Consider the following 22,854-nt stretch of genomic DNA (forward strand, 5'->3'; position numbering starts at 1 on the left):
GCAGCGCCAGGAGGGACAGCCCCGGCATCAGCCTTGCTTGGCCCCAGCCTGCAGGCGTTCGTACTTGTCCATCAGCTGTTCACGGCTTTCCCGCCATGCAGGATTGAAGGGAATGCAAGCGACCGGGCAGACTTGCTGGCATTGCGGCTCATCGAAATGGCCGACGCACTCGGTGCACTTGTCCGGATTGATCTCATAGATCTGGGGACCCATGTAGATCGCTTCGTTCGGGCACTCGGGCTCGCAGACATCGCAATTGATGCAGTCGTCGGTAATCATCAGCGCCATGGCTGCTCCTTTGCGCCGCCATTCCCGCGCCGCGCCTTGCCGTCTGCGAACTTTCCTGCTCGAACCTTCATTTCCCTACCCTGCCTGCATGTGGCTACTGCAACCGGCCTCAGCCGTTCTGCTTCGCTATCTTGGCCTTCAGCCACTTTTCGACCGAAGGAAACACGAACTTGGACACATCGCCGCCCAACTGCGCGATCTCTCGCACGATGGTGCCGGAGATGAATTGGTATTGATCCGACGGCGTCAGAAACAAGGTTTCGACGTCCGGCAGCAGATAGCGGTTCATGCCCGCCATCTGGAATTCATATTCGAAGTCGGACACCGCACGCAGGCCACGCACGATCACGCGTGCATTGTTCTGGCGTACGAAGTCCTTCAACAATCCGGAAAAACTTTCCACCTGGACATTCGGATAATGTCCCAGCACTTCGTTGGCAATCGACAAGCGCTCTTCGAGCGAAAAAAACGGCTTCTTGTTTTTGCTGTCCGCTACCCCGACCACCAATTTATCAAACAATCCGGATGCGCGTCGGACCAGGTCCTCATGGCCGCGCGTCAACGGATCGAATGTCCCTGGATATATTGCTGTCACCATGGTGTCTCCTCACCGGCAATTCAATCAGAACGCGCATTATGCCTGAATTTGCGCGCCGCTTTTGCGTTGCAATAAATGATAGAACACCATACCCGCCTTGTCCGAACGCACCACTTCCCACGGCGCCATCCATACCGGCGCCTCTTCGCCCTCAAGCGGGAACTCGGCTTCGGCGTAGACCAGCCCGGACGGCGGCAGCAGCACTTCGCACACCGGCAGCATCTTTTCCAGCCAGCCCTGATGATAGGGCGGGTCGATAAACACCAATTGGAATCCCCCCGGTTCGCGCTGCGCCGCATTGCGCGCAATGGCCTGCGCGTCGCCGCGCACGATGGCGATGGCATCGGCCTTGAGCTTGTCGCGGTTGGCTTCCAGCTGGCGCACCGCGGGGCTGCTCTGCTCGACCATCACGACGCGGCGCGCGCCGCGGCTGGCGGCTTCGAACCCCAGCGCGCCGGAGCCGGCGAACAAGTCGAGGCAAGCCACCTGGCTCCAATCGCCATCCAGCAGATGGGTGAGCCAGTTGAACACCGTCTCGCGCACGCGGTCGGGGGTCGGACGCAAGCCATCCGCATCCAGCACCGGCAGCGGAGTACGCTTCCATTGGCCGCCGATGATGCGCACCTGGTGCGGTCCGCGCGAAGCCGGCTTGCCGCCCTGCCCGGCCTTGGACGCCGGGCGATTCCTGTTTGCCTTGTTCATGCCGCCGTCCTTACTTTGCGGCCGTGGCGGCCGGCGCCTCTTCGCCGACGATCACCGTCGACAACTGTCCGGGATGGATATGGCGGCGCAATGCCGCACGCACGTCGGCGATGCTGACCTCCCGGACTCGGCCGCTCCAGCGGTCAAGATAATCCAGCGGCAGGTTATAGAAACCGATCACTGCCATGTTCTCCAGCAGCTTGGCGTTGCTGTCGATGCGCAAGGCGAAGCCGCCTGTCAGGTTGTCCTTGGCGGCCTTCATCTCGGCCGCGGTCGGGCCGTCCTTGAGGAATTTGGCCAGCGTGTCGCGCACCACCTGCAGCGCCTGCCCGGTCTGCTCCTTCTTGGTCTGCAGGCCAATCTGGAACGGCCCCGGCTGCGCCAGCGGCGAGAAACCGCTATAGACGCTGTAGGCGAGACCGCGCTTCTCGCGCACTTCATCGGTCAAGCGGGAAACGAAACCGCCGCCGCCCAGGATGTAGTTACCGACCGTGAGCGCGAAAAAGTCCGCATCGCCGCGCTGGATGGCAGGCGCGCCGATCAGGATGTGCGACTGCGACGCCGGGTGCGCGATACGCACCTCACCGCCCTTGGGTACGGCAACATCAGGCAACGCCGACAACGCGGCGCCCTGCGGCAATTCGCGGGTCAGCCGCGCGGCGATCTGTTCGGCCTGCTCGCGCGTGATGTCGCCGATCATGGCGATGACGGCGCGGTTGGCCACATAGTGCGCCCGGTGGAAAGCCACGACATCATCGCGGCTGATGGCCTGCATGCTGGCTTCGCTGGCGACGACGGCATAAGGGTGGCTGCCGTAGATCGCCGCCATGAAAGCCTTCTCCGCGATGGCCTCGGGCTTGGTCAGTTCTTCGCGGATACCGGCAATCGCCAGCGCCTTGTCGCGCTCGAGGCCGGCTTGCGGAAAGCTGGGGTGGGCCAGGGTGCGCGCCAGCAGCGCCAGCGATGCATCGCGTTCGGCCGGCGACGACAGCGTGCGCAGGTTGACGCCGGCACGGTCCTCGCCGGCCCCTGCATGACGTTCGGCGGCGACATCGGCGAAGCCATCCAGGATCTGTGCCTCGCTCAGGTCGCCCCCTTCCCCGCCGGCCACGCCGCGCGTCAGGCTGCCCACGGTCAGTTCGGCCAGGCCGGCACGGCCGGCCGGATCGCGACGCTGGCCGGCATCGAACTGCACGCTCACATCCAGCATCGGGATCGCATGGTTGGCCACGAACAGCACGCGCGCACCGTCGGGTTGCGTCCATGACTGGATTTGCAAAGCCGCCGAGGCGGACATGGAAAGGCCGAGGCCAATTGCCAACAACAGAAAACCGAAATGTTTTTTCATGAGACCCGATACCAATTAAAAGCAATGGACGCCCATTTCAGGCGGCGTCCTGGCGCATCATCCGCCGTGTTTCTTTTCCACCCAGTCCAGCACCGGCTGCCACTGTTCAAGGTCGCGCTGCACGCGGGAGGGCGCGATGTCCCATAACGTCAGCCCATGCGCGGCCAGCTGCACATAATTCTGCGTGTCGCGCAGGTAGCCCAGCACCGGCAGCTTCAGCCCATCGATGAAGCGATGCAGCTGCTCGGCCGAACGGGTGCGCGCATCGACCCGCATGCCGACAATGCCCACGTCGATCTCGCCGTTGCGCACACTTTTCTCGTCCGCCAGGCGGCGCAGGAAGTCTTGCGTCGCCAGGATGTCGAAGATCGACGGCTGCAGCGGCACCAGTACCTTGTCGGCCATCTTCAGCGTGTCGTTCAGGCGCCAGCCATGCAGGCCGGCCGGCGTATCCAGCACCACGTGGCTGGTGCCCTTGGGCGGCTTGGCGATGTTGTCCTCGCTGACCTCCCAGGTCGTGATCGGCCTGGCTTCCGGCGGCCGGATAGCGAGCCAGGCGCGGGCCGACTGCTGGCGGTCGATGTCGCCCAGCAATACGCCATGCCCGCGGCTGGCGAAATACCCGGCCAGGTTGGTGGACAGCGTGCTTTTTCCGACTCCACCTTTGGGATTGGCAACAACGATGACAGGCATGTTTTCCTCCGAGAAGAACAGCGAACCTGGCCGACTGCGAAAAACGACGCTCCTGCAAGTACTCAGTGCAGCATCCCTGGCGGCGGCGGAGCGGGCTTCTTGCCGTCCAGCGGCAGCGGCACCAGCGTGGCCACGGTCAGGTTGTCGTCCTTGAAGTATTTCTGCGCCACCGCCTGCACCTGTTCAGGCGTGACTGTCTTGAGCCGGTCGATGATGCGGTCGATGTTCTTCTGGCCGATGCCGGTGGTTTCCATCATGCCGATTTCCATGGCCTGGCCAAATACCGAATCGCGCTTGTAGGTCTGGGAAGCGATCAGCTGGGTCTTGACCCGCTGCAGCTCTTCCGGCGACACGCCATCCTTGGCGATGCGTTCGACTTCAGCGCGCAGCAATCCTTCCAGTTGTTCGGTGGTGACGCCGTCGGCCGGGCTGCCTTCCAGCGTGAACAGTACCGGGCCGCGCGCCACGCCACTGTAGCTGGCGCCGACCGAGGTGGCCTTGTTCCCGGTGCGCACCAGGCGCGCGGTGAGGCGGGCATTCTCATAGCCGTCGAGCACCGTGGAGAGAACGTCCAGCGCATAGGCTTCCTGGTCCTTCTCGACATCGCGCAAACCCGGCACCTTGAAACCCAGCACCACATAGGGATTCTCGGCCGGCGCCTTGACCGTTACGCGGCGCATGCCCAGCTGCTGCGGCTCGTTCTGCGGCTTTTCCCGCGGCAGCGCATGCGGCGGGATCTTGCCGAAATACTTGTTGGCCAGCGCCAGCACGCGCTGGACATCGACATCGCCCGCCACCACCAGCGTGGCATTGTTGGGCGCGTACCATTGGCGGTACCAGGCCGCGATATCCTGCACGGTCATATGCTGCAGGTCATCCATCCAGCCCACCACCGGGTGATGATAAGGATGGGAGGTCCAGGCAGCGGCGTTGAGCGCTTCGTTGAGCAAGCCCATGGGCTGGTCGTCGGTGCGCCAGCGGCGCTCTTCCATGACTACCCGGATTTCCTTGGCGAATTCAGTGGCGTCAAACTGCAGGTTGGCCATGCGGTCGGCTTCCAGCGCCATCACGGCTTCCAGGTGGGATTTCTCGATCTGCTGGAAATAGGCGGTGTAATCGTTGGCGGTAAAGGCATTCTCGCGCCCGCCCATCTCGGCTACCAGGCGACTGAATTCGCCGACCTTATGTGTCTTCGTGCCCTTGAACATCATGTGTTCCAGCGCATGCGAAATGCCGGTGGTGCCGTTGAGTTCATCGACCGAACCGACCTTGTACCAGACCATCTGCACGGCCGTCGGCGCACGGCGGTCCTCTTTGACCACCACCTTCATCCCGTTCTTCAGCACGAATTCCTGGGCCGTCTGTGCCTGCGCCAACGCCGCGCAAAAGCCGAAAAGACCGATGGAGAGGATTGCCCTGATCTTCAATTTCATTCGCTATGCTCTGATAAAATGCGGGATTCATTGACCCTGGCGGCTGTGCGCGGGTCTTGTGGATGGGCAATTGTAACCTGTCCCAACCGCTTGTCAGGGCATGTTCCAGCGTCTCCGCCGCAACCCGATCCGCCTGGATCGTCCTGCTGCGCCCCATACCGCTTGCGCCGCGGGCAACAACCAGACAAATTCCATTCCGCCACCGATGTTTAGTTTCTTCAAAAGAAAACCCAAGCCGCAACCCGAACTGGAAGTGCAGCCGGAAATCCAGCCGACGGCCCCAATCCAGCCTGAAGCACCAGCCATACCCCCTGTTTCCGCTCCGGCAACGCCACTGGGCGAGGCCGATGTGCCCCCGGCCCAACCCGAGGCCGGCAACCTTGCCGAACCTGCTGCCGAGGCCGTAGCGGAAGAAATCGACATCATCGAAGCCCCCCAGCCGACGCCGGAAGCCAAGCGTTCCTGGCTGTCGCGCCTGAAATCGGGCTTGTCCAAGACCTCCAGCAACCTGACCACGCTGTTTGTCGGCGCGCGCATCGACGACGACCTGTACGACGAACTGGAGTCGGCGCTGCTGATGTCCGACGCCGGCGTCGAGGCCACCCAATGGCTGCTGGACGAACTGAAGAAAAAGGTCAAGGCCGAGCGCCTGACCGAGGCATCCCAGGTGCGTACCGCCTTGCGCGGCCTGCTCATCGATCTGCTGCAGCCGCTGCAGCGCCCGCTGGTACTGGGCCGCGAACAGCCGCTGGTGATGATGATCGCCGGCGTCAACGGCGCCGGCAAGACCACCACCATCGGCAAGCTGGCCTTGCACCTGCAAGCCCACGGCCAGTCGGTGCTGCTGGCCGCCGGCGACACCTTCCGCGCCGCCGCACGCGAGCAGCTGGCGATCTGGGGCGAACGCAACAACGTCAGCGTGATCGCCCAGGAATCGGGCGACCCGGCCGCCGTCGCGTTCGACGCCGTGCATTCGGCGCAGGCGCGCGGCACCAGCGTGGTGATGGTCGATACCGCCGGCCGCCTGCCGACGCAATTGCACCTGATGGACGAGCTGAAGAAGATCAAGCGTGTGATCGCCAAGGGCATGGCCTCGGCGCCGCATGAGGTGCTGCTGGTCATCGACGGCAATACCGGCCAGAATGCGCTGGCCCAGGTCAAGGCCTTCGACGATGCGCTGGGCCTGACCGGGCTGGTGGTGACCAAGCTGGATGGCACCGCCAAGGGCGGCATCCTGGCCGCGATCGCCAAGACCCGGCCGGTGCCGCTGTATTTCATCGGCGTGGGCGAAAAGATCGAAGACTTGCAGCCCTTCAACGCCACCGATTTCGTCGACGCCCTCTTGAGCTGAATTCAATGATTGAATTTTCCCGGGTATCCAAACAATATTCGCGCGAGGTCTATGCCTTGCGCGACATTTCCCTGTCCGTCGGCAAGGGCGAGCTGCTGTTTTTGGCCGGTCCGTCCGGCGCCGGCAAATCGACCCTGCTGAAGATGATTGCAGCGATCGAACGTCCGAGCGCAGGCAAACTGACCGTGAGCGGCCAGGATATCGGCACCATCAAGGGGTCCGGGCTGCCTTACCTGCGCCGCAACCTGGGACTGATCTTCCAGCAGCAGCGCCTGCTGCTGGACCGTAACCTGCTGGCTAATGTAATGCTGCCGCTGATCGTCACCGGGGCCTCACGCGCAGACGCCGAAAAGCGCGCGCGCGCCGCGCTGGACAAGGTCGATCTGCTGGACAAGGCGCAATCCGAGCCGCAGGAGCTGTCCGGCGGCGAGCAGCAGCGCGTGGCGATCGCCCGTGCCATCGTCAACCGCCCGCAGATCATCCTGGCCGACGAACCCACCGCCAACCTCGACCGCGCCAACGCCAACAAGGTGCTGGCCGCGCTCAAATCCTTCCACGGCGTGGGCGTGACTTGCCTGATCTCGACCCACGACGAGCAATACCTGACCGGCGCCGACCGCATCGTCTACCTGGACCGCGGCCGCATCGTCGACGGCTGGCACAACGGCGTGGCCAATCCGGTGGAGGTGTCGCCATGAACTGGCTGCGCCAACACTTCGCCGCCGCAGCCGACGCGCTGCGCCACCTGCTGCGTTCGCCCGGCAACTTCATCCTCAATGTGCTGGTGGTGTCGATCGCGCTGGCGCTGCCGTTTGCCGGCCTGTCGGCGCTGGAGAACGTGCGGCCGATTTCCGACCAGATGTCGGTCGAGCCCGAGATCAGCATCTTCATGAAAATGGATGCCAGCCGCGACGCCTCGCAGGCCCTGGGCAAGGCGATTGCCCAGGTGCTCAAGGACAGCGACACTGTCGGCCGCGTGGAATTCATCCCGCGCGAAAAGGCTTTTGATGCCATGAAGAGCAAGACCGGCCTGGCCGACGTGCTGGCCACGCTGGGCAGCAATCCGCTGCCGGACAGCTTCGTGCTGCGCCTGCCGGGCTTCCAGAACGCCATGGATGCCGGCCGGGTGGACGATATCGCGCAAAAGCTCAAGAACCAGCCGGGCGTGGACACGGTGCAGATCGATTCGGCCTGGGTCAAGCGGCTGGCGGCACTGCTGCGCATCCTGCGGCTGGTGCTGCTGTTCCTGGGCATCACGCTGGGTGCGGTCGTAGTGGCGGTGGTGTTCAACACCATCCGTCTGCAAGTGATGACGCAGCGTGAAGAAATCGAGGTCTCGCGCCTGCTCGGCGCGACCAACGCCTTCATCCATCGCCCGTTTTACTACACCGGCGCCTTGCTCGGTTTGTGTGCGGGAGTGGTGGCGCTGGGCCTGGTCATCGCCGCGCAGCAGCCGCTGAATGCGGCCATTCTGGATTTCGCCCACCTGTACGCGTCCGAATTCCAGCTGGCGCTGCCCAGCCCCATGGCGATCGGCCTGCTGCTGGCGGTGAGCGCCCTGCTTGGCCTGTTCGGCGCGATGATGTCGGTACGCAGGCACCTGGCGCGCATGAAATAAGACTTGTATTTCTGCAATGCAATGGCCGCCGGCATCGCTGACGGCCATTTTCATTGATGGGCCTTGAAAAACCGTCAAACAGCCCTAGTTTTGGCTCTATCGCCATACAGAATTTGTTACAGGTTTTTGACTTCCTTTTTGACCTGCCGCAGCAACTTTCCCCCTCAATGTCCTTCTAATATGCAGGGACGAAAGCAATGATTATCAGAATTGCAATAGAGCAGTTCTATCGGGGTCTTCCAAACTTGCAATTAGCACTCTCAAATGACGAGTGCTAAAATACCCTATCGAAATGCTCCAGCTTTAAAGCATTGCTTTAATCTACACGTCCTTCCGTTTAGGAAACAAGGAGAATCAATGAAATCAGCGTCTGCACAATCTGCACTCATGCCGGTCGAGTCGAATGCACTCGCGCTCGGTTTTTCCGGCAGCCTGGGCAATATCGACGCATACATTTCGGCAGTGAACCGCCTGCCCATGCTGACTCAGGAAGAAGAAGTCCAGCTGGCCCGCGACCTGCGCGAAAAGAACGATCTGGGCGCCGCCCAGAAAATGGTGCTGTCGCACCTGCGCCTAGTGGTGTCGATCGCCCGCGGTTACCTGGGCTATGGCCTGCCGCACGCCGACCTGATCCAGGAAGGCAACATCGGCCTGATGAAGGCGGTCAAGCGCTTCGATCCGGGTCAGAACGTGCGCCTGGTGTCTTACGCCATGCACTGGATCAAGGCCGAGATCCACGAGTACATCCTGAAGAACTGGCGCCTGGTCAAGGTGGCCACCACCAAGGCGCAGCGCAAGCTGTTCTTCAACCTGCGCAGCCACAAGGAAGGCCTGGACACCATGTCGCCGGCCCAGGTCGAGGCATTGGCCAAGACGCTGGACGTCAAGCGCGAAGAAGTGATCGAGATGGAAACGCGCCTGTCCGGCCGCGATATCGCGCTAGAATCGCCGACCGATGACGATGACGACAAGTTCGCACCGATCGCCTACCTGTCGTCGGAAAACACCGAGCCGACCCGCGTGATGGAAGCCAAGCGTTACGACCGCATGCAGTCGGAAGGCATTGAAGCCGCCCTGTCCAAGCTGGATGACCGCTCGCGCCGTATCGTGGAAGCCCGCTGGCTGGCCAACGACGACGGCTCTGGCGCAACCCTGCATGAGCTGGCTGACGAGTTCGGCGTGTCCGCCGAGCGCATTCGCCAGATCGAAGCGGTAGCGTTGAAGAAGATGAAGACTTCGCTGCAGGCGTATTCGTAATTCGTACCAGCAAGCAATAAAGAAAAAGGCACCCGAGGGTGCCTTTTTCTTTGTCTGTACGGTTTTCGCTCAGGACAACAGCAGCTTGATATCGTGCGCCAGCGTCTGCGGACCCTGGCCGTGCTTGACGAACAGACGGATGTGGCCCTGCGGGTCGAACACATAGCTGCCAGCGGTGTGATCCATCGTATAGCTGCCCGGCTGCTTGCCCGGCACTTTCTGGTAGAACACCTTGAATTCCTTGGCCACCTTCTCGGTCTGTTGAGCATCACCGCGCAACCCCAGGAAACGCTTGTCGAAAGCCGGCACATATTGCGACAGAATTTCCTGCGTATCGCGCTCAGGATCGACGGTGATGAACAACACCTGCACACGGTCGGCATCAGGCCCCAGTTCCTTCATCACATTGGCCATCTCGACCATGGTGGTCGGACACACATCCGGGCACTGGGTATAGCCGAAGAACACGACCACCGCCTTGCCCTTGAAATCGGCCAGTGTACGTGGTTTGCCGGTATGGTCGGTCAGCGCGAAATCCTTGGCGTAATCAAGGCCGGTGACATCGGTGTTATTGAATTTGAGTTCTGGCTTGGACTGGCCGCAAGCAACCAGCAACGTAGCGCAGGCTGCCAGCAGCAGCGTCGAGAGGAATCGCTTCATCTGATCAGAAAGTACGGAACAGGAAATAGTGGTCCACCAGCAGCACTGCGAACAGGATCGACAGGTAGACGATGGAATAGGCAAACGCACGGCGGGCGATCAGGTCGGTGTAGTGGCGGTAGATCTGCCACGAATACCAGAAGAAGATGCCGCCCAGCACGATGGCGGTACCCAGGTAAATCAAACCGCTCATCCCGATGGCGAAGGGCAGCATGCTGGTCGCCAGCAGTGCGATGGTGTACATCAGGATGTGGAACTTGGTCACGTCCATGCCATGCGTGATCGGCAGCATCGGCAGGCCGGACTTGGCGTAATCGTCGCGGCGGTACATGGCCAGCGCCCAGAAGTGCGGCGGGGTCCAGATGAAGATGATCATCACCAGCACCCAGGCCTGCATCGGCACGTCATTGGCGATCGCAGCCCAGCCCAGCGCCGGCGGCATGGCGCCGGCCAGGCCGCCGATCACGATGTTCTGCGGCGTGGCGGGCTTCAGGATGATGGTGTAGATGATGGCGTAGCCGACGAAGGTGGCGAAGGTCAGCCACATGGTCAGCGGATTGACCAGGTTGTAGAGTACCCACATGCCCATGCCGCCGATGACGCCCGAGAATATCAGCGTCTGCGTCACGGTGATTTCGCCGCGCGCCAGCGGACGGCGGGCGGTGCGCGCCATGCGCGAATCGATTTCGCGTTCGACCAGGCAGTTGATCGCAAAAGCGGCGCCGGCCAGCAGCCAGATGCCCACGGTACCGAACACCACCTTGTGCCAGTCCGGCAGCTCCGGACTCGACAGGAACATGCCGATCACGGCGCAGAACACGGCCAGCTGCGTCACGCGCGGCTTGGTCAGGGCCCAGTACTGGGCGATGCGGTTAGGTTGGGCAGTCAGAGTGGTCATACAGAGCCTAGTGGCGCGGCAACGGCTGGCTGGGAATCAGCCTCGGCGATGCCGGCGGGAGCGTATCGAGCTTTGTAGTTTAACATGACCAGCAACATGACCAGCAGCGCCGCGCCGCCGTTGTGCACCACGGCAATGGCCAGCGGCCAGCTCAGGTAGATGGTCGCCAGGCCAGTCACCAGTTGCAAACCCACGATGATCAAGAGCCAGCGGCCGGTCTTGCGCAGGCCCTCGTCGCGCAACGCCTTGTGTGCCAGCCATACAACATACAAGATCACGACAAAGGCGAAACTGCGATGCACCCAGTGAATCGCCGTCAGCGCCTGGAACGGCAGGAAATCGCCGTCAGCCGTCATGCCCAGATGGCGCCACAAGGTGAAGCCATGTTCAAAATCCATGTCCGGCACCAGCTTGCCATTGCACAGCGGGAAGTCGGTGCAGGCCAGCGCCGCATAATTGGTGCTGACCCAGCCTCCCAGCGCGATCTGCAACGTCAGCAGCGCCAGACCTATCGTGGCGGGCCACACCAGCGCCCGGCCGGAGGGCGCCACTGGCAGGTGCGGATTCTGGCGTGCGGCCAGCCAGGCCAGCATGGCCAGCAACGTCAGTCCCAATAACAGGTGGAGGGTGACGATGACAGGCTGCAGCTTCATGGTCACGGTCCAGGCGCCGAAAGCGCCTTGCAGGCAGACAAAGCCCAGCAGGGCCGTCGGGAACCACGGGCGGTATTGGCGCTCGGCGCCCTTGGACTTGATCCAGCGCCGCCAGGCCATTGCCATCAGCGCGATGATCAGTACCCCTACCGCCATGGCGAAATAGCGGTGCGTCATCTCGATCCAGGCCTTGCCCCAGGTCACCGGTCCGGTCGGCATGGCTTCCTGCGCGGCGTTGATGTGCGCATGCGCCAGCAAAGGATTCGAATGGTTGTAGCAGCCTGGCCAGTCCGGGCAGCCCAGACCGGAATCGGTCAGCCGCGTAAAGGCGCCGAACATGATCAGGTCGAAGGTGAAGAACATCGTCACCCACACCAGTTTGCGATACTTGTTGTCGAAACCCTGGGCCCGCCATACCAGCGAGAGCGGAATCAATGCCACCAGGAGGCCGGTCAGGCCCAGTTCAATCAGCGTCGTTGCGTTCATCTTCTTTCAAACCTGCGCCGCATAGCGTCTAGCCGATGGCCGAGGCGCGCAGCAGCTTGGAAATATCCTTCTTCATCTTGCCCGGGTCCGGGTCCTTGGGGAAGCGCATCATCAGATTGCCCAGCGGATCGATCAGGTAGATATGATCCTCAGCCGAACCGCCCGCCTCCACCGGCAGCCAGGCCTTCAGCTTGGCGGCATCCACCCGCAGCATATCGGTGCCGTCGTATTCGCGGATGAGCATGGTCTCTACCGGCGCCTTGTCGGTCACCAGCCAGACGCGCTCGACGCGCTCCATCTCCTTACCTTGCATCAGCCGCAGTTGGCGCAGGGTGAACAGTTTGTTGCGGCAGGCTGCGGCACAGTCGGCGCTATCCACCTGCAGCATGACCCACTTGCCCTTGTAATCCGCCAGCCCGCCTTTGCCGCCATCGAGCGTGCTGCTGCCCAGGTCGGGAATCGGGTACTGGCGCGGATCGATCAGCTCACCGTAGTTGTTGCGGCTCTCCGGCTTGATCACGTAATAGGTGAAATACGACGCGATCATCGGCGCTGCACATATCAGCACCACCAGCAGCATCTTCCAGCGGCCGCGGCGGCGGCGCTTTTCATCGTCGGCGGCAGCGGAAGCGGCCGGCCGGCTTGCATCGAGGTTTGTCATTGCCTGTCGTTACCCTTGCGTCTCAATCCCGTAACAAGAAAAAACACCAGCGCCATCGCCGCCAGCGCATACCACTGCAAGGCATAGGCGCGGTGACGGTCAATGCCCAGCGACGGCACGGGCCAGTCGCGCACCAATCCATCGTCGCCATCCGGCGGTGCGGCACGCTGCTCCACCACCAGCGACGACAACTGCAAGCCGCTGGCTACGGCCAGCGCAGCGATATCGAGGTTCTGCAGGATCGCGCCCGGCTTGGGCGCATCGGCCTGTCCCAACTGCAGCACATGGCCGGCATCGCGACGCAGTATGCCATCGATGCGCGTCAATCCGGCCGGCGTGGCCGGATGCGGCACTCTCGCACGGTCGGTGGCATCGCGCGGCGCCCAGCCCCGCGCCACCATGACGGTGCGCTGCGAACCCGCTATTTTAAACGGCGTCAGCACATGAAAGCCCACCGCGCCATCATGCGGACGATTTTCCAGATAGACCGTCCACTGCGGCACAAACTCCCCCTCCAGCAAGACATGGCGGAATTCGCTCGCACCGGCATCGCTGTCGAGCGGCAGCGCCTGCAAGGGCGCTTCTTTGGCGCGCACCTCGATGCGCTGCTGGATCGCCAGTTTCTCTTCGGCGCGATGAGTCTGCCATTGTCCAAGGGCGATGCCGGCGGCGGCGACCACGATCGTGGCGCATAAGGGAATCCAGCGAATTCGAAATCTGATTGACATTAGAGCGTGTTATGACTTATTTCAGCCCCCGCGCAGCCCCGGCAACGGGCCGGATGCAAGGCGCGACGACGCGTCGTGGTGATGCCACGGCAAGGAGGAGTAACGCGGCAGGCAGCCCGTTGCCGGGGCTGCCCGGAAGGTTCGGATGAGAAGAGCGCATTGCGGCGTTGCGGCGCTTGCGCAGAGACCCACTCTGCGCGGCGCACCGCGCCTTGCACTGCACCCTTCTCATCCGAACGCGGGGGCTGAAATAAGTCATAACACGCTCTACAATGAACGAAAATATTTCAAACGGCTGCGCCGACGATTCAACCCGGCGACGCGGCGGAGACACAGGAATTTTACCCGCATGAAAATCGTCGTCGCGATCGCGTTCATCCTCATCCTCGCCAGCCTGGCTTCCGCGCTGATCTTCCTTATGCGCGACAAGGGCAAAAGCAACCGTACGGTGCAAGCCCTGACTTTGCGCGTGGGCTTCTCGGTGGCGTTGTTCCTGTTCATCCTGTTGAGCTACAAGCTCGGATGGATACAGCCCACCGGCATACGCTGACCACATGAAAAAGCCGCACACGGGTGCGGCTTTTTCACATCATCCAACGAAACCGTCAGGCTTACAACCAGTACACCACAACGTACAGGCCCAGCCACACCACGTCCACAAAGTGCCAGTACCAGGCCGCGCCTTCGAAGGCGAAGTGGTGCGTCGGCGTGAAATGGCCGCGCAGCAAGCGATACAGCACCACCGACAGCATGATCGCGCCCATGGTCACGTGGAAGCCGTGGAAGCCGGTCAGCATGAAGAAGGTCGACCCATAGATACCGGACGTCAGCTTCAGGTTCAGTTCGGTGTAGGCGTGGATGTATTCGTACGCCTGGAACCCCATGAACACCGCACCCAGCAGGATGGTCAGGAACAGCCACACTGCCGTCTTCGCACGGTGGCCGGCGCGCAGCGCATGGTGCGAGATGGTCAGGGTCACGCCCGAACTCAGCAGCAGCAATGTATTGATGGTCGGGATCGGGAACGGTCCCATGGTGGTGAAACTCTCCACGGTGCCCGCCGGGCCGACGCCGCCCCAGTGCGCGGCGAAGTCCGGCCAGATCACCTTGTGGTCGAGGTCGGCCAGCCAGGGCATCGTAATGCTGCGCGCATAGAACAATGCCCCGAAGAAGGCGCCGAAGAACATCACTTCCGAGAAGATGAACCAGCTCATGCTCCAGCGGTAGGAGCGGTCGACGTGCTCGCCGTAGAGGCCGGACTCGGACTCCTTGATGGCGTCGCCGAACCAGTAATACAGCACCGCCAGCACCATCAGGATGCCGAAGATGTTGACATAGGGCGCCCATGCCGCGCCGTTGACCCATGCCGATGCGCCAGCCATCGTGATGAGCATCGATAGGCCTGCCATCATCGGCCAGCGCGACGGCCCCGGAACGAAGTAGTACGGCGCCTTGGCTTGTTGAGAACTCATTTCCATCTCCCGATACGAAATTCAGCTGACTTGTTGTTCCGTTGTTTTGAATGGCCTGCGCCTGTTTCAGGCATGCTGGCCACTTGCCTTTAATTCATTGTCATCCGGCGGCCTGTGCCACCACCAGCTTCACGATTACCACCAGCACCGCCACGAAGATCGCCGCACCGATCACGCCGGCCACCAGCACGTGGATGGGATTAAGCCTGGCCGCATCCGATTCGTAGTCGCTTTTCTTGCGCACACCGAAGAAGGACCAGAACACCGCCTTCATCGTCGCGCCGAATGACGCCTTGCGTTGCGATGCCTGTTTCAGCTCTTCGGTCAAAGCCCTTCCTCCCGTGCGTATCGCCATGGCCCAACCGGCCCGGTCAACCCGCCTTCTTGTCCTTGCCGCCGATCTCGAAGAAAGTATACGAGAGCGTGATCGTGGTCACATCCTTGGGCAGTTTTGGATCGATGTAGAACACCACCGGCATCTGCTTGGCTTCGTTCGGCCCCAGCGTCTGCTGCGTGAAGCAGAAGCACTCCACCTTCTTGAAGAAGGCCGCCGACTGCTGCGGCGCATAGCTGGGGATCGCCTGGGCATCCACATTGCGCGACTGCGTGTTCACCACTTCGTAGGTCACCTGGGTCATCTCGCCCGGATGCACCTGCATGCTCGCCACCGTCGGGCGGAAACGCCACGGCCCCTGCGAATTGCCGTCGAACTCGATGGTGACCGTGCGCGTCTTGTCGACCTGCGTATTGGACGGCGCTTCCACCGTCGCGTCCTTGAGCGTCAGGAAATTGACGCCGGTCACTTCGCAGATCTTGCGGTACAGCGGAATCAGTGCGTAGCCGAAGCCGAACATCAGCACCGCCACCACCACCAGCTTGCGCAGCATCACGCGGTTCAAGCCGCGCTCCTGGCTGCCGCCTTGCGGATCATTTTTGCTCATTTGGCAAACCAGATGCGGTTGATGAAAATGCCGACGAAGAAGGCCAGCGCCACCAGCCCCAGCAACAGGCCGGTGCGCAGATTGTTCGGTTTCTTGCGATCAGACATGGTAATCCCGGATTGGTCGGCGCACACCGGCATTGCCCGCGTGCGCCCGGTTCATCACTTGAGGACAGGCGGTTCTTCGAAAGTGTGGAAAGGCGCCGGGCTGGGCACGGTCCATTCCAGGCCTTCCGCACCTTCCCACGGCTTGGCTTCCGCCTTCTTGCCGCCCTTGATCGACGGGATCACCACGCAGAACAGGAAGTACACCTGGCTCAGGCCGAAACCGAAGGCGCCGATCGAGGCGAGCATGTTGAAGTCGGTGAACTGCGCCGGATAGTCCGCATAGCGGCGCGGCATACCGGCCAGCCCGAGGAAGTGCATCGGGAAGAAGGTGACGTTGAAGGTGATCAGCGAAGCCCAGAAGTGGAACTTGCCGCGCCATTCGTTGTACATGTAGCCGGTCCACTTCGGACTCCAGTAGTAGTAACCGGCGAACAGCGCAAACAGCGAACCGGCCACCAGCACGTAGTGGAAGTGCGCCACCACGTAGTAGGTATCCTGCATCTGGATGTCGATCGGGGTGACCGCCAGGATCAGGCCGGTGAAGCCGCCCATGGTGAACACGAAGATGAAGCCGACCGAGAACAGCATCGGCGTCTCGAAGGTCATCGAACCGCGCCACATGGTGGCGATCCAGTTGAAGATCTTCACGCCGGTCGGCACCGCGATCAGCATGGTGGCGTACATGAAGAACAACTGCGCAGTCACCGGCATGCCGGTGGTGAACATATGGTGCGCCCAGACGATGAAGGACAGGATCGCGATCGAAGCGGTCGCGTACACCATCGAGGCATAACCGAACAGCGGCTTGCGCGCGAAGGCCGGGATGATCTGCGAGACGATGCCGAAGGCCGGCAAGATCATGATATAGACCTCCGGGTGGCCGAAGAACCAGAAGATGTGCTGGTACATCACCGGATCGCCGCCGCCGGCCGCGTTGAAGAACGAGGTGCCGAAGTGGCGATCGGTCAGCGTCATGGTGATGGCGCCTGCCAGCACCGGCATCACGGCGATCAGCAGGTAGGCGGTGATCAGCCAGGTCCAGCAGAACATCGGCATCTTCATCAGCGTCATGCCGGGCGCGCGCATGTTCAGGATGGTGACGATGATGTTGATCGAACCCATGATCGACGAAGCGCCCATGATGTGCATGGCGAAGATGGCCATGTCCATGCCAGGGCCCATCTGCGTCGACAGCGGCGCGTACAGCGTCCAGCCTGCGGCGGTGGCGCCGCCCGGCACCAGGAACGAACCTGCCAGCAGCAGCGCTGCCGGCGGCAGCAGCCAGAACGAAAAGTTGTTCATGCGCGCGAACGCCATGTCGGAGGCGCCGATCTGCAGCGGGATCATCCAGTTGGCGAAGCCGACGAAGGCCGGCATGATGGCGCCGAACACCATCACCAGGCCGTGCATGGTGGTCAACTGGTTAAAGAACTCGGGACGGAAGAACTGCAGGCCCGGCTGGAACAGCTCGGCGCGGATCAGGAGCGCCAGCACGCCGCCTGAGAGCAGCATGGTGAACGAGAACCACAGGTAGAGCGTGCCGATATCCTTGTGGTTGGTGGCGAACAGCCAGCGGCGCCAGCCGTGTGGATGGTCGTGCGAGTGGTCGTGATCGTGGCCATGCGCGTGATCGTGGGAATGATCAGGGGTGTGATCAACGGTGGTGGTCATAGTCCTGTTCTCCAATCGATTACTTGCGGCCAGCCAGCACTTCTGCGGGCTGAACGATGTTTTCCTGCGCCTTGTTGGACCAGCTGTTGCGCGTATAGGTAATGACGGCGGCGATCTCGGTGTCGTTCAGCACTGTCTTCCAGGCCGGCATGGCGTTCTTGCCGTTCAGCACCACATGGATCTGCTCTGCCTTGGGGCCGTTGACCACCGGGTCGCCGTCCAGCGCCGGGAAAGCGCCGGGCACGCCCTTGCCGGTAGCCTGGTGGCAGACGGCGCAATTGGCGGTGTAGACCTTTTCGCCGCGCTGCTTGAGCTCGTCGATAGTCCAGGTCTTGTTCGGATCGTCGGCCTTGGCCGCCATTTCCTTTTTCTTTTCATCGACCCAGGTCTTGTAGTCGGCCTCGCTGACCACGTTCACCACGATGGGCATGAAAGCATGGTCCTTGCCGCACAGCTCGACGCACTGGCCGCGATAGGTGCCGATCTTCTCGGCGCGGAACCAGGTGTCACGCACGAAACCGGGGATCGCATCCTGCTTGACGCCGAAGGCGGGAATGGTCCACGAGTGGATCACGTCGTTGGCGGTGGTGACGATGCGCACCTTCTTGTTGACCGGCACCACGACCGGGTTGTCCACTTCCAGCAGGTAGTTGTCGTTCTTCTTGATCGAAGCGTCGGTGACCTGCTCGCGCGGCGTGGCCAGATTGGAGAGGAAGGAGATGCCTTCGCCCTCGCCCTTCAGGTAATCGTAGCCCCACTTCCACTGCATGCCGGTGACCTTGATGGTGAGGTCCGCATTGGAAGTATCTTTCATCGCCACCACCGTCTTGGTGGCCGGCAGCGCCATGCCGATCACGATCAGGAACGGCACCACGGTCCAGGCGATTTCCACCGTCGTGCTTTCATGGAAGGTAGAAGCCTTGTGGCCAAGCGACTTGCGGTGCTTGAGGATGGAATAAAACATGACGCCAAACACCGCCACGAAGATCACTAGGCAGATGATCAGCATCAGGATGTGCAGGTCGTAGATTTGTTCGGCGATTTGGGTGACAGGCGGCTGGAAGTTCATTTGCCTTACTGCGGGTCCCCCTGGACTGTCCACCACTGCCCAGGACGGGATTCCCGCCGCCAGCAGCGATGCACCGAGGGTCAACGATTGAAGGCGCTTCGCATGTTTCATGGATTTCCTCAAAAGCCCAAAATTATAAGAATTAGAATTTCGCCAACACGCCGATCCTTGCGGACAATTCGCGATCCAGCTCGCGCGCGAACTCTCGTCGTTTCCATTCGCTCATAAAACGGCCTACTTCCACGCGCATGCCGGAACACTCCAGCCCCACCAGCGACTGGCGGGCGACAGGAAAATCGATACGCGCACGGCGCAAGTCCAGCTTGATACGGTTTACCTTGCTTGCCTGTGTCAATTCGACAATCAGGCAGTCATCCAACAAAGCGACATACTCGCGATCAGTTGCGTGGCGGGCGTACACCAGGAAGGCGATGCCGACCGCCGAAAGCTCAATGACAGAAAAAACCAGGATAGTCCAGGCACCATGGACGGTGAATGCCAACGCGACCGTCAGCGATACGACACAGAGTATTGCAAAGACCCACGCCAGCTGGCGCGGCGCAATCGAACAATTGCGCTTCAATATCCATTCCCGCGTCTCCATAGCACCTCGCCAGCATGATTGTCGGTCGAGCGTGTCTCTCTATAAGTCGAACCGCTGGAGGCCGAGCCGGCGCACTGCATCGACGGGGCTGTTGCCGCCCTCCGCGACGCGCTATGGCGCTGGTGCCGTCCTCATTGCGGCTCTTTATTTATTCTTAACCATTTGAGTATAAGGGGTAACGCTGCCCGTGATCAAGCAAACGCAACCCCGTGTTCTTGGGCGCTTTGCCCGGACGCCCCAAAACATGCACTGCCACCCGCTTTCCGGCTTGTAGACTGGTTTCCGGAGCCTCCCCTCCATTCAGCAGGGCGTAACGATACAACAACGACGACCAAATCCAGATGGACTTTGGCAACTAACCGATATATGCCACTGCCACTATTTCCTGGGCAAATCGAACCGGATGATGCTCTCGCCTGCAGCGGTCTGTTTCGGTACCGGCCGGAAGGCATGGCCGTACACGACCTCAAACGTCAGCGGTATCTTGCCATCGCGGTTGCGCATCGCCTCAAAGGCGGCCAGCAAGCGCTGGTGCTGTCCGCGCGAGAGCAGCCCGCGGCGACGCGTCTCCAGCGGATTGCCGCCCCAGGCGCGCACGTCTTCCAGCAAGCGTTGCGGCGTCTCGTAAGTCACGGTAATCGTTTCCATATCCATCACCGGCGTGGAAAAGCCGGCGTTGACCAGCATGTCGCCGAAGTCGTGCATGTCCACGAAAGGCAGGGCATGCGGCGCCAGGTCGATGCTCTCGAAGGCGCTACGCACTTCACGCAGGGTATCCGGACCAAAGCACGAAAACATCAGCAAGCCTTCCACCCGCAGCACGCGGCGCCATTCGGCGAACACACGGTCGGGCTGCGGATGCCAGTGCAGCGCCAGATTGGACCAGACCAGGTCGAGCGAATTGGGTCCCAAAGGGAGTTGGGCGAAGTCGGCGCACGCCAGCTCGGGGCCGTTGCCGCCGGACGTGCCCAGCCATTTGTTGATCGAACCGAACAGGCGGTTGACCGCCGACTGGGCGCCGCGCTGGTGTTCGGCCGCCACGGACAGCATGCCATAGGCGCCGTCCAGCCCCACCACCTGGGCCTCGGGGTAACGTTTTTGCAGCATCGGCAGATCGGCGCCCTCACCGCAGCCGGCGTCAAGCACCTGGCTGGGAACGATCTTCACCAGCGCCAGCCGCTCCTGCATGCGGAAAGACACCTCGCGGCGCAGGAAGTCGGATTCGGCTACCCGCTGCGGCCGGCCAAAGGTACGGCGCACCAGAGGCAGATCGATAGGCGCGCTGAGTTTGGCGCTGGCGGATGGCGGACTGAGGGACATCGAATCAGGAAACAGGTGAGATAATGGCCGTAGTTTAGTCGAAATCCATTTTTCCCGGGCGCAACCCCATGGACGTCAAACCGCACAAACCCGGCAGTGCGCCTACCGCGCCCAAAACGGCTGCCGCCTACAAACGAGTACCGCCAGCCAAGCCGCAAAAAAGCGGCTGGGTGAAACGCGTGCTGGCCCGTATTCCACAACTGCTGCCCTCCTCCTGCGCCCTGTGCGGCGATGCCGGACGCGACACGCTGTGCACGCCTTGCCGCCAGCGCTTTTTCACGCGCCAGCATCGGCGCTGCATCCAGTGTGCGCTGCCGATGCCCGCCGTCGGCAAGGAATTGCGCTGCGGCGCCTGCCTCAAGAACAAACCTGCATTCGACGCCACCATTGTCGCCACCGACTATTTCGCGCCGTCCGACCAGCTGGTGCTGGCCCTGAAGTTCAGCGGCGACCTGCGGCTGGCGCCGCTGCTGGCTGAACTGATCCGCAACGCCGCGCTGCGCAGTCCGCTGCCGGGCAGCGATATCCAACTGCCGCTGCCGACCATGCTGGCAGCAGTCCCGCTGGGCCGCGCCCGCCTGCAGGAACGGGGCTTCAACCAGGCATTGGAAATCGCCAAGCCGTTGTCCAGGCTGCTCGACATCCAACTGCATCCATACCTGCTCGAACGCGTGAAAGAAACCCAGGCGCAATCCGGCCTGCCGCTGGTGGCGCGTGGCCGCAACATCCGCAAAGCCTTCGTGGTGCCTTACGACGCCATGGATCATGTGCGCGGCCGCCACGTAGGCATCGTCGACGATGTCATGACCACCGGCGAGACCCTCAACGAGCTGGCCGCCACCCTCAAGCGCTTCGGCGCCAAGCGCGTGACCAACTTGGTTTTCGCACGCACCCCGCCGGGCTGATCCGGCATCGCATTTTCAGGAGATTTGTTTGTTTCACGTCGTACTGGTCGAACCGGAGATCCCTCCCAATACCGGCAACATCATCCGCCTGTGCGCCAATACCGGCGCACAACTGCACCTGATCGAACCGCTCGGTTTCCCGCTGGACGACGCCAAGATGCGCCGTGCCGGGCTCGACTACCACGATTACGCGACCATGCAGGTGCATTCCAACTGGGATGCCTTCCTGGAACGCCGCCGCGCCGATCCGCAATTCGATCCGGCGCGCATGTTCGCCATGACTACCCACGGCTCGACGCCATTTGCGGGCCTCGCCTTCCACCCCGGCGACACGTTCGTGTTCGGTTCCGAAACACGCGGGCTGGCACCGGCACTGCGCGAGTCATTCCCGGCCACGCAGCGCATCCGCCTGCCGATGCGGCCGGACAACCGCAGCCTCAATCTCTCCAACACCGTGGCGGTGGTGGTGTATGAGGCGTGGCGGCAGAACGGCTACGAGGGCGGGAGCTGATACATGCCTACTCCCTGCGAAAGCAGGGACGACAACAAACAAAAACGGCTCCCGCAGGAGCCGTTTTTTGATGGTGCGATACGCTTAACCAAGCAACAAGGCATCGTCCGACAGCTTCTCGCCGCGCGTCTGCTCGAACATCTTGAGCAGGTCCGGCACATCCAGCCCGGCGCGCTCCTTCCCCGACACGTCCAGCACCACCTTGCCCTGGTGCAGCATCACGGTGCGGTCGCCATAGTCCAGCGCCTGGCGCATGCTGTGGGTCACCATCATCGTGGTCAGCTTGCTCTCGGCCACGATCTTGGCCGTCAGCTCCAGCACGAAAGCGGCGGTCTTGGGATCAAGCGCGGCGGTGTGCTCATCCAGCAGCAAAATGCGCGAAGGCTGCAGCGATGCCATCAACAGGCTGACCGCCTGGCGCTGGCCGCCGGAAAGCAGGCCGATGCGGTCGGAGAGGCGCTTTTCCAAACCCAGGTTGAGCACCGACAGCCGCTCACGGAACAACTCACGCATCTTGCCGCGGATGGCGAAATTGAAGCCGCGGCGACGGCCGCGCGCCATCGCCAGCGCCATGTTTTCTTCGATGGTCAATGCCTCGCAGGTGCCGGCCATCGGATCCTGGAACACGCGCGCCACCATGCCGGCGCGGTCCCAGGCTTGCTTTCTGGTGACATCGGTGCCATCGATTTCGATCGTGCCCGAGTCCATCAGCAAGTCACCCGAAATGGCGTTCAGGAAAGTCGACTTGCCTGCGCCGTTGGAACCGATCACGGCCACGAACTGGCCAGTCGGAATTTCCAGCGAGAGGCCGCGCAGCGCCGGGTTCTCGATCGGCGTGCCGGGATTGAAGGTGATCTTGAGATCGCTTGCTTTCAACATC

General features: G+C 62.0%; 27 protein-coding genes. 7 read left to right on the plus strand and 20 right to left on the minus strand.

Annotated features, from left to right (window positions below):
* Positions 1–27: 27 nt before the first annotated feature.
* From AKL28_RS03640 to AKL28_RS03665, 6 genes are all read right to left on the minus strand, one after another.
* A complete protein-coding gene (locus AKL28_RS03640) occupies positions 28–288 on the minus strand; it encodes a YfhL family 4Fe-4S dicluster ferredoxin (RefSeq protein ID WP_050466691.1) in 261 nt (86 codons plus the stop codon).
* A gap of 109 nt (positions 289–397) precedes the next feature.
* Positions 398–886 (minus strand): pantetheine-phosphate adenylyltransferase, encoded by a 489-nt coding sequence (gene coaD / locus AKL28_RS03645; protein WP_050466692.1) that lies wholly within the window; start codon positions 884–886, stop codon positions 398–400.
* Positions 887–922: 36 nt separating this feature from the next.
* A complete protein-coding gene (gene rsmD, locus AKL28_RS03650; RefSeq protein WP_050466693.1) occupies positions 923–1,588 on the minus strand; it encodes a 16S rRNA (guanine(966)-N(2))-methyltransferase RsmD in 666 nt (221 codons plus the stop codon).
* Between the two features lie 10 nt (positions 1,589–1,598).
* Positions 1,599–2,885, minus strand: a complete 1,287-nt coding sequence (locus AKL28_RS03655; protein WP_231602326.1) for a M16 family metallopeptidase — start codon at positions 2,883–2,885, stop codon at positions 1,599–1,601.
* Positions 2,886–2,993: 108 nt separating this feature from the next.
* Positions 2,994–3,629: a ParA family protein gene (locus tag AKL28_RS03660; RefSeq protein ID WP_050466695.1), complete on the minus strand. Its 636-nt coding sequence runs from the start codon at positions 3,627–3,629 to the stop codon at positions 2,994–2,996.
* 62 nt (positions 3,630–3,691) lie between these two features.
* Positions 3,692–5,062: a M16 family metallopeptidase gene (locus tag AKL28_RS03665; protein WP_050466696.1), complete on the minus strand. Its 1,371-nt coding sequence runs from the start codon at positions 5,060–5,062 to the stop codon at positions 3,692–3,694.
* Positions 5,063–5,267: 205 nt separating this feature from the next.
* On the opposite strand from AKL28_RS03665, the gene ftsY reads away from it, so the two are divergent.
* From ftsY to rpoH, 4 genes are all read left to right on the plus strand, one after another.
* A complete protein-coding gene (gene ftsY, locus AKL28_RS03670) occupies positions 5,268–6,413 on the plus strand; it encodes a signal recognition particle-docking protein FtsY (RefSeq protein WP_050466799.1) in 1,146 nt (381 codons plus the stop codon).
* 5 nt (positions 6,414–6,418) lie between these two features.
* Positions 6,419–7,111 carry a cell division ATP-binding protein FtsE gene (locus AKL28_RS03675; RefSeq protein ID WP_050466697.1) on the plus strand — a complete coding sequence of 231 codons (693 nt, stop codon included), beginning with the start codon at positions 6,419–6,421 and terminating at the stop codon, positions 7,109–7,111.
* On the plus strand, positions 7,108–8,031 hold the full coding sequence (ftsX, locus tag AKL28_RS03680; protein ID WP_050466698.1) for a permease-like cell division protein FtsX: 924 nt from the start codon (positions 7,108–7,110) through the stop codon (positions 8,029–8,031). Before AKL28_RS03675 ends, ftsX begins: the two co-directional genes overlap by 4 nt.
* A gap of 357 nt (positions 8,032–8,388) precedes the next feature.
* On the plus strand, positions 8,389–9,288 hold the full coding sequence (rpoH, locus tag AKL28_RS03685; protein WP_050466699.1) for an RNA polymerase sigma factor RpoH: 900 nt from the start codon (positions 8,389–8,391) through the stop codon (positions 9,286–9,288).
* Between the two features lie 69 nt (positions 9,289–9,357).
* On the opposite strand, the gene AKL28_RS03690 is transcribed toward rpoH, so the two are convergent.
* From AKL28_RS03690 to AKL28_RS03710, 5 genes are read right to left on the minus strand one after another with little or no spacing between them, the layout of a single operon-like run.
* Complete coding sequence (locus AKL28_RS03690) at positions 9,358–9,948, minus strand: SCO family protein (RefSeq protein WP_050466700.1); 591 nt, start codon at positions 9,946–9,948, stop codon at positions 9,358–9,360.
* 4 nt (positions 9,949–9,952) lie between these two features.
* Positions 9,953–10,846 carry a heme o synthase gene (gene cyoE / locus AKL28_RS03695; RefSeq protein WP_050466701.1) on the minus strand — a complete coding sequence of 298 codons (894 nt, stop codon included), beginning with the start codon at positions 10,844–10,846 and terminating at the stop codon, positions 9,953–9,955.
* Entirely contained in the window at positions 10,843–11,985 is a 1,143-nt protein-coding gene (locus tag AKL28_RS03700; protein WP_050466702.1) for a COX15/CtaA family protein, read from the minus strand. The genes cyoE and AKL28_RS03700 overlap by 4 nt, the downstream gene beginning before the upstream one ends.
* A 28-nt stretch (positions 11,986–12,013) precedes the next feature.
* Positions 12,014–12,646 carry an SCO family protein gene (locus AKL28_RS03705; RefSeq protein WP_050466703.1) on the minus strand — a complete coding sequence of 211 codons (633 nt, stop codon included), beginning with the start codon at positions 12,644–12,646 and terminating at the stop codon, positions 12,014–12,016.
* Positions 12,643–13,374 carry an SURF1 family protein gene (locus AKL28_RS03710; RefSeq protein ID WP_050466704.1) on the minus strand — a complete coding sequence of 244 codons (732 nt, stop codon included), beginning with the start codon at positions 13,372–13,374 and terminating at the stop codon, positions 12,643–12,645. Before AKL28_RS03710 ends, AKL28_RS03705 begins: the two co-directional genes overlap by 4 nt.
* Before the next feature lie 349 nt (positions 13,375–13,723).
* Here AKL28_RS03710 and AKL28_RS03715 point away from each other — a divergent pair, with 349 nt between their 5' ends.
* A complete protein-coding gene (locus tag AKL28_RS03715; RefSeq protein ID WP_013236083.1) occupies positions 13,724–13,924 on the plus strand; it encodes a twin transmembrane helix small protein in 201 nt (66 codons plus the stop codon).
* Between the two features lie 61 nt (positions 13,925–13,985).
* Here AKL28_RS03715 and AKL28_RS03720 read toward each other — a convergent pair whose 3' ends face one another.
* The 8 genes from AKL28_RS03720 to AKL28_RS03750 form a co-directional block, all read right to left on the minus strand.
* Positions 13,986–14,846, minus strand: a complete 861-nt coding sequence (locus AKL28_RS03720; RefSeq protein ID WP_050466800.1) for a cytochrome c oxidase subunit 3 — start codon at positions 14,844–14,846, stop codon at positions 13,986–13,988.
* Between the two features lie 100 nt (positions 14,847–14,946).
* On the minus strand, positions 14,947–15,201 hold the full coding sequence (locus tag AKL28_RS03725; RefSeq protein ID WP_174525336.1) for a DUF2970 domain-containing protein: 255 nt from the start codon (positions 15,199–15,201) through the stop codon (positions 14,947–14,949).
* A gap of 16 nt (positions 15,202–15,217) precedes the next feature.
* The gene (locus tag AKL28_RS03730) at positions 15,218–15,787 is read right to left on the minus strand and encodes a cytochrome c oxidase assembly protein (protein ID WP_050466706.1); all 570 of its coding nucleotides are present in this window, start codon (positions 15,785–15,787) and stop codon (positions 15,218–15,220) included.
* Positions 15,784–15,894: a cytochrome oxidase small assembly protein gene (locus AKL28_RS25010; RefSeq protein ID WP_218008556.1), complete on the minus strand. Its 111-nt coding sequence runs from the start codon at positions 15,892–15,894 to the stop codon at positions 15,784–15,786. Before AKL28_RS25010 ends, AKL28_RS03730 begins: the two co-directional genes overlap by 4 nt.
* A 54-nt stretch (positions 15,895–15,948) precedes the next feature.
* Positions 15,949–17,565 carry a cytochrome c oxidase subunit I gene (ctaD, locus tag AKL28_RS03735; RefSeq protein ID WP_050466707.1) on the minus strand — a complete coding sequence of 539 codons (1,617 nt, stop codon included), beginning with the start codon at positions 17,563–17,565 and terminating at the stop codon, positions 15,949–15,951.
* Positions 17,566–17,584: 19 nt separating this feature from the next.
* Positions 17,585–18,745: a cytochrome c oxidase subunit II gene (gene coxB, locus AKL28_RS03740; RefSeq protein WP_050466708.1), complete on the minus strand. Its 1,161-nt coding sequence runs from the start codon at positions 18,743–18,745 to the stop codon at positions 17,585–17,587.
* 31 nt (positions 18,746–18,776) lie between these two features.
* Complete coding sequence (locus tag AKL28_RS03745) at positions 18,777–19,238, minus strand: DUF2244 domain-containing protein (RefSeq protein ID WP_050466709.1); 462 nt, start codon at positions 19,236–19,238, stop codon at positions 18,777–18,779.
* Positions 19,239–19,616: 378 nt separating this feature from the next.
* On the minus strand, positions 19,617–20,558 hold the full coding sequence (locus AKL28_RS03750; RefSeq protein WP_050466710.1) for a methyltransferase domain-containing protein: 942 nt from the start codon (positions 20,556–20,558) through the stop codon (positions 19,617–19,619).
* Between the two features lie 68 nt (positions 20,559–20,626).
* Here AKL28_RS03750 and AKL28_RS03755 point away from each other — a divergent pair, with 68 nt between their 5' ends.
* Both AKL28_RS03755 and trmL read left to right on the plus strand, forming a co-directional pair.
* On the plus strand, positions 20,627–21,463 hold the full coding sequence (locus AKL28_RS03755; protein WP_050466711.1) for a ComF family protein: 837 nt from the start codon (positions 20,627–20,629) through the stop codon (positions 21,461–21,463).
* A gap of 28 nt (positions 21,464–21,491) precedes the next feature.
* Positions 21,492–21,974 (plus strand): tRNA (uridine(34)/cytosine(34)/5-carboxymethylaminomethyluridine(34)-2'-O)-methyltransferase TrmL, encoded by a 483-nt coding sequence (trmL, locus tag AKL28_RS03760; RefSeq protein ID WP_050466712.1) that lies wholly within the window; start codon positions 21,492–21,494, stop codon positions 21,972–21,974.
* Between the two features lie 84 nt (positions 21,975–22,058).
* Here trmL and AKL28_RS03765 read toward each other — a convergent pair whose 3' ends face one another.
* A complete protein-coding gene (locus AKL28_RS03765; protein ID WP_050466713.1) occupies positions 22,059–22,853 on the minus strand; it encodes an ABC transporter ATP-binding protein in 795 nt (264 codons plus the stop codon).
* Position 22,854: the final 1 nt, after the last annotated feature.

The organism is Herbaspirillum chlorophenolicum (assembly GCF_001189955.1).
GTDB lineage: Bacteria > Pseudomonadota > Gammaproteobacteria > Burkholderiales > Burkholderiaceae_D > Herbaspirillum > Herbaspirillum chlorophenolicum.

Bases quoted from the DNA above. Each gene is read 5' to 3' on its own strand.
- AKL28_RS03640 (WP_050466691.1), bottom strand. From the start codon at position 288: ATGGCGCTGATGATTACCGACGACTGCATCAATTGCGATGTCTGCGAG.
- coaD (WP_050466692.1), bottom strand. From the start codon at position 886: ATGGTGACAGCAATATATCCAGGGACATTCGATCCGTTGACGCGCGGC.
- rsmD (WP_050466693.1), bottom strand. From the start codon at position 1,588: ATGAACAAGGCAAACAGGAATCGCCCGGCGTCCAAGGCCGGGCAGGGC.
- AKL28_RS03655 (WP_231602326.1), bottom strand. From the start codon at position 2,885: ATGTCCGCCTCGGCGGCTTTGCAAATCCAGTCATGGACGCAACCCGAC.
- AKL28_RS03660 (WP_050466695.1), bottom strand. From the start codon at position 3,629: ATGCCTGTCATCGTTGTTGCCAATCCCAAAGGTGGAGTCGGAAAAAGC.
- AKL28_RS03665 (WP_050466696.1), bottom strand. From the start codon at position 5,062: ATGAAATTGAAGATCAGGGCAATCCTCTCCATCGGTCTTTTCGGCTTT.
- ftsY (WP_050466799.1), top strand. From the start codon at position 5,268: ATGTTTAGTTTCTTCAAAAGAAAACCCAAGCCGCAACCCGAACTGGAA.
- AKL28_RS03675 (WP_050466697.1), top strand. From the start codon at position 6,419: ATGATTGAATTTTCCCGGGTATCCAAACAATATTCGCGCGAGGTCTAT.
- ftsX (WP_050466698.1), top strand. From the start codon at position 7,108: ATGAACTGGCTGCGCCAACACTTCGCCGCCGCAGCCGACGCGCTGCGC.
- rpoH (WP_050466699.1), top strand. From the start codon at position 8,389: ATGAAATCAGCGTCTGCACAATCTGCACTCATGCCGGTCGAGTCGAAT.
- AKL28_RS03690 (WP_050466700.1), bottom strand. From the start codon at position 9,948: ATGAAGCGATTCCTCTCGACGCTGCTGCTGGCAGCCTGCGCTACGTTG.
- cyoE (WP_050466701.1), bottom strand. From the start codon at position 10,846: ATGACCACTCTGACTGCCCAACCTAACCGCATCGCCCAGTACTGGGCC.
- AKL28_RS03700 (WP_050466702.1), bottom strand. From the start codon at position 11,985: ATGAACGCAACGACGCTGATTGAACTGGGCCTGACCGGCCTCCTGGTG.
- AKL28_RS03705 (WP_050466703.1), bottom strand. From the start codon at position 12,646: ATGACAAACCTCGATGCAAGCCGGCCGGCCGCTTCCGCTGCCGCCGAC.
- AKL28_RS03710 (WP_050466704.1), bottom strand. From the start codon at position 13,374: ATGTCAATCAGATTTCGAATTCGCTGGATTCCCTTATGCGCCACGATC.
- AKL28_RS03715 (WP_013236083.1), top strand. From the start codon at position 13,724: ATGAAAATCGTCGTCGCGATCGCGTTCATCCTCATCCTCGCCAGCCTG.
- AKL28_RS03720 (WP_050466800.1), bottom strand. From the start codon at position 14,846: ATGAGTTCTCAACAAGCCAAGGCGCCGTACTACTTCGTTCCGGGGCCG.
- AKL28_RS03725 (WP_174525336.1), bottom strand. From the start codon at position 15,201: ATGGCGATACGCACGGGAGGAAGGGCTTTGACCGAAGAGCTGAAACAG.
- AKL28_RS03730 (WP_050466706.1), bottom strand. From the start codon at position 15,787: ATGAGCAAAAATGATCCGCAAGGCGGCAGCCAGGAGCGCGGCTTGAAC.
- AKL28_RS25010 (WP_218008556.1), bottom strand. From the start codon at position 15,894: ATGTCTGATCGCAAGAAACCGAACAATCTGCGCACCGGCCTGTTGCTG.
- ctaD (WP_050466707.1), bottom strand. From the start codon at position 17,565: ATGACCACCACCGTTGATCACACCCCTGATCATTCCCACGATCACGCG.
- coxB (WP_050466708.1), bottom strand. From the start codon at position 18,745: ATGAAACATGCGAAGCGCCTTCAATCGTTGACCCTCGGTGCATCGCTG.
- AKL28_RS03745 (WP_050466709.1), bottom strand. From the start codon at position 19,238: ATGGAGACGCGGGAATGGATATTGAAGCGCAATTGTTCGATTGCGCCG.
- AKL28_RS03750 (WP_050466710.1), bottom strand. From the start codon at position 20,558: ATGTCCCTCAGTCCGCCATCCGCCAGCGCCAAACTCAGCGCGCCTATC.
- AKL28_RS03755 (WP_050466711.1), top strand. From the start codon at position 20,627: ATGGACGTCAAACCGCACAAACCCGGCAGTGCGCCTACCGCGCCCAAA.
- AKL28_RS03765 (WP_050466713.1), bottom strand. From the start codon at position 22,853: ATGTTGAAAGCAAGCGATCTCAAGATCACCTTCAATCCCGGCACGCCG.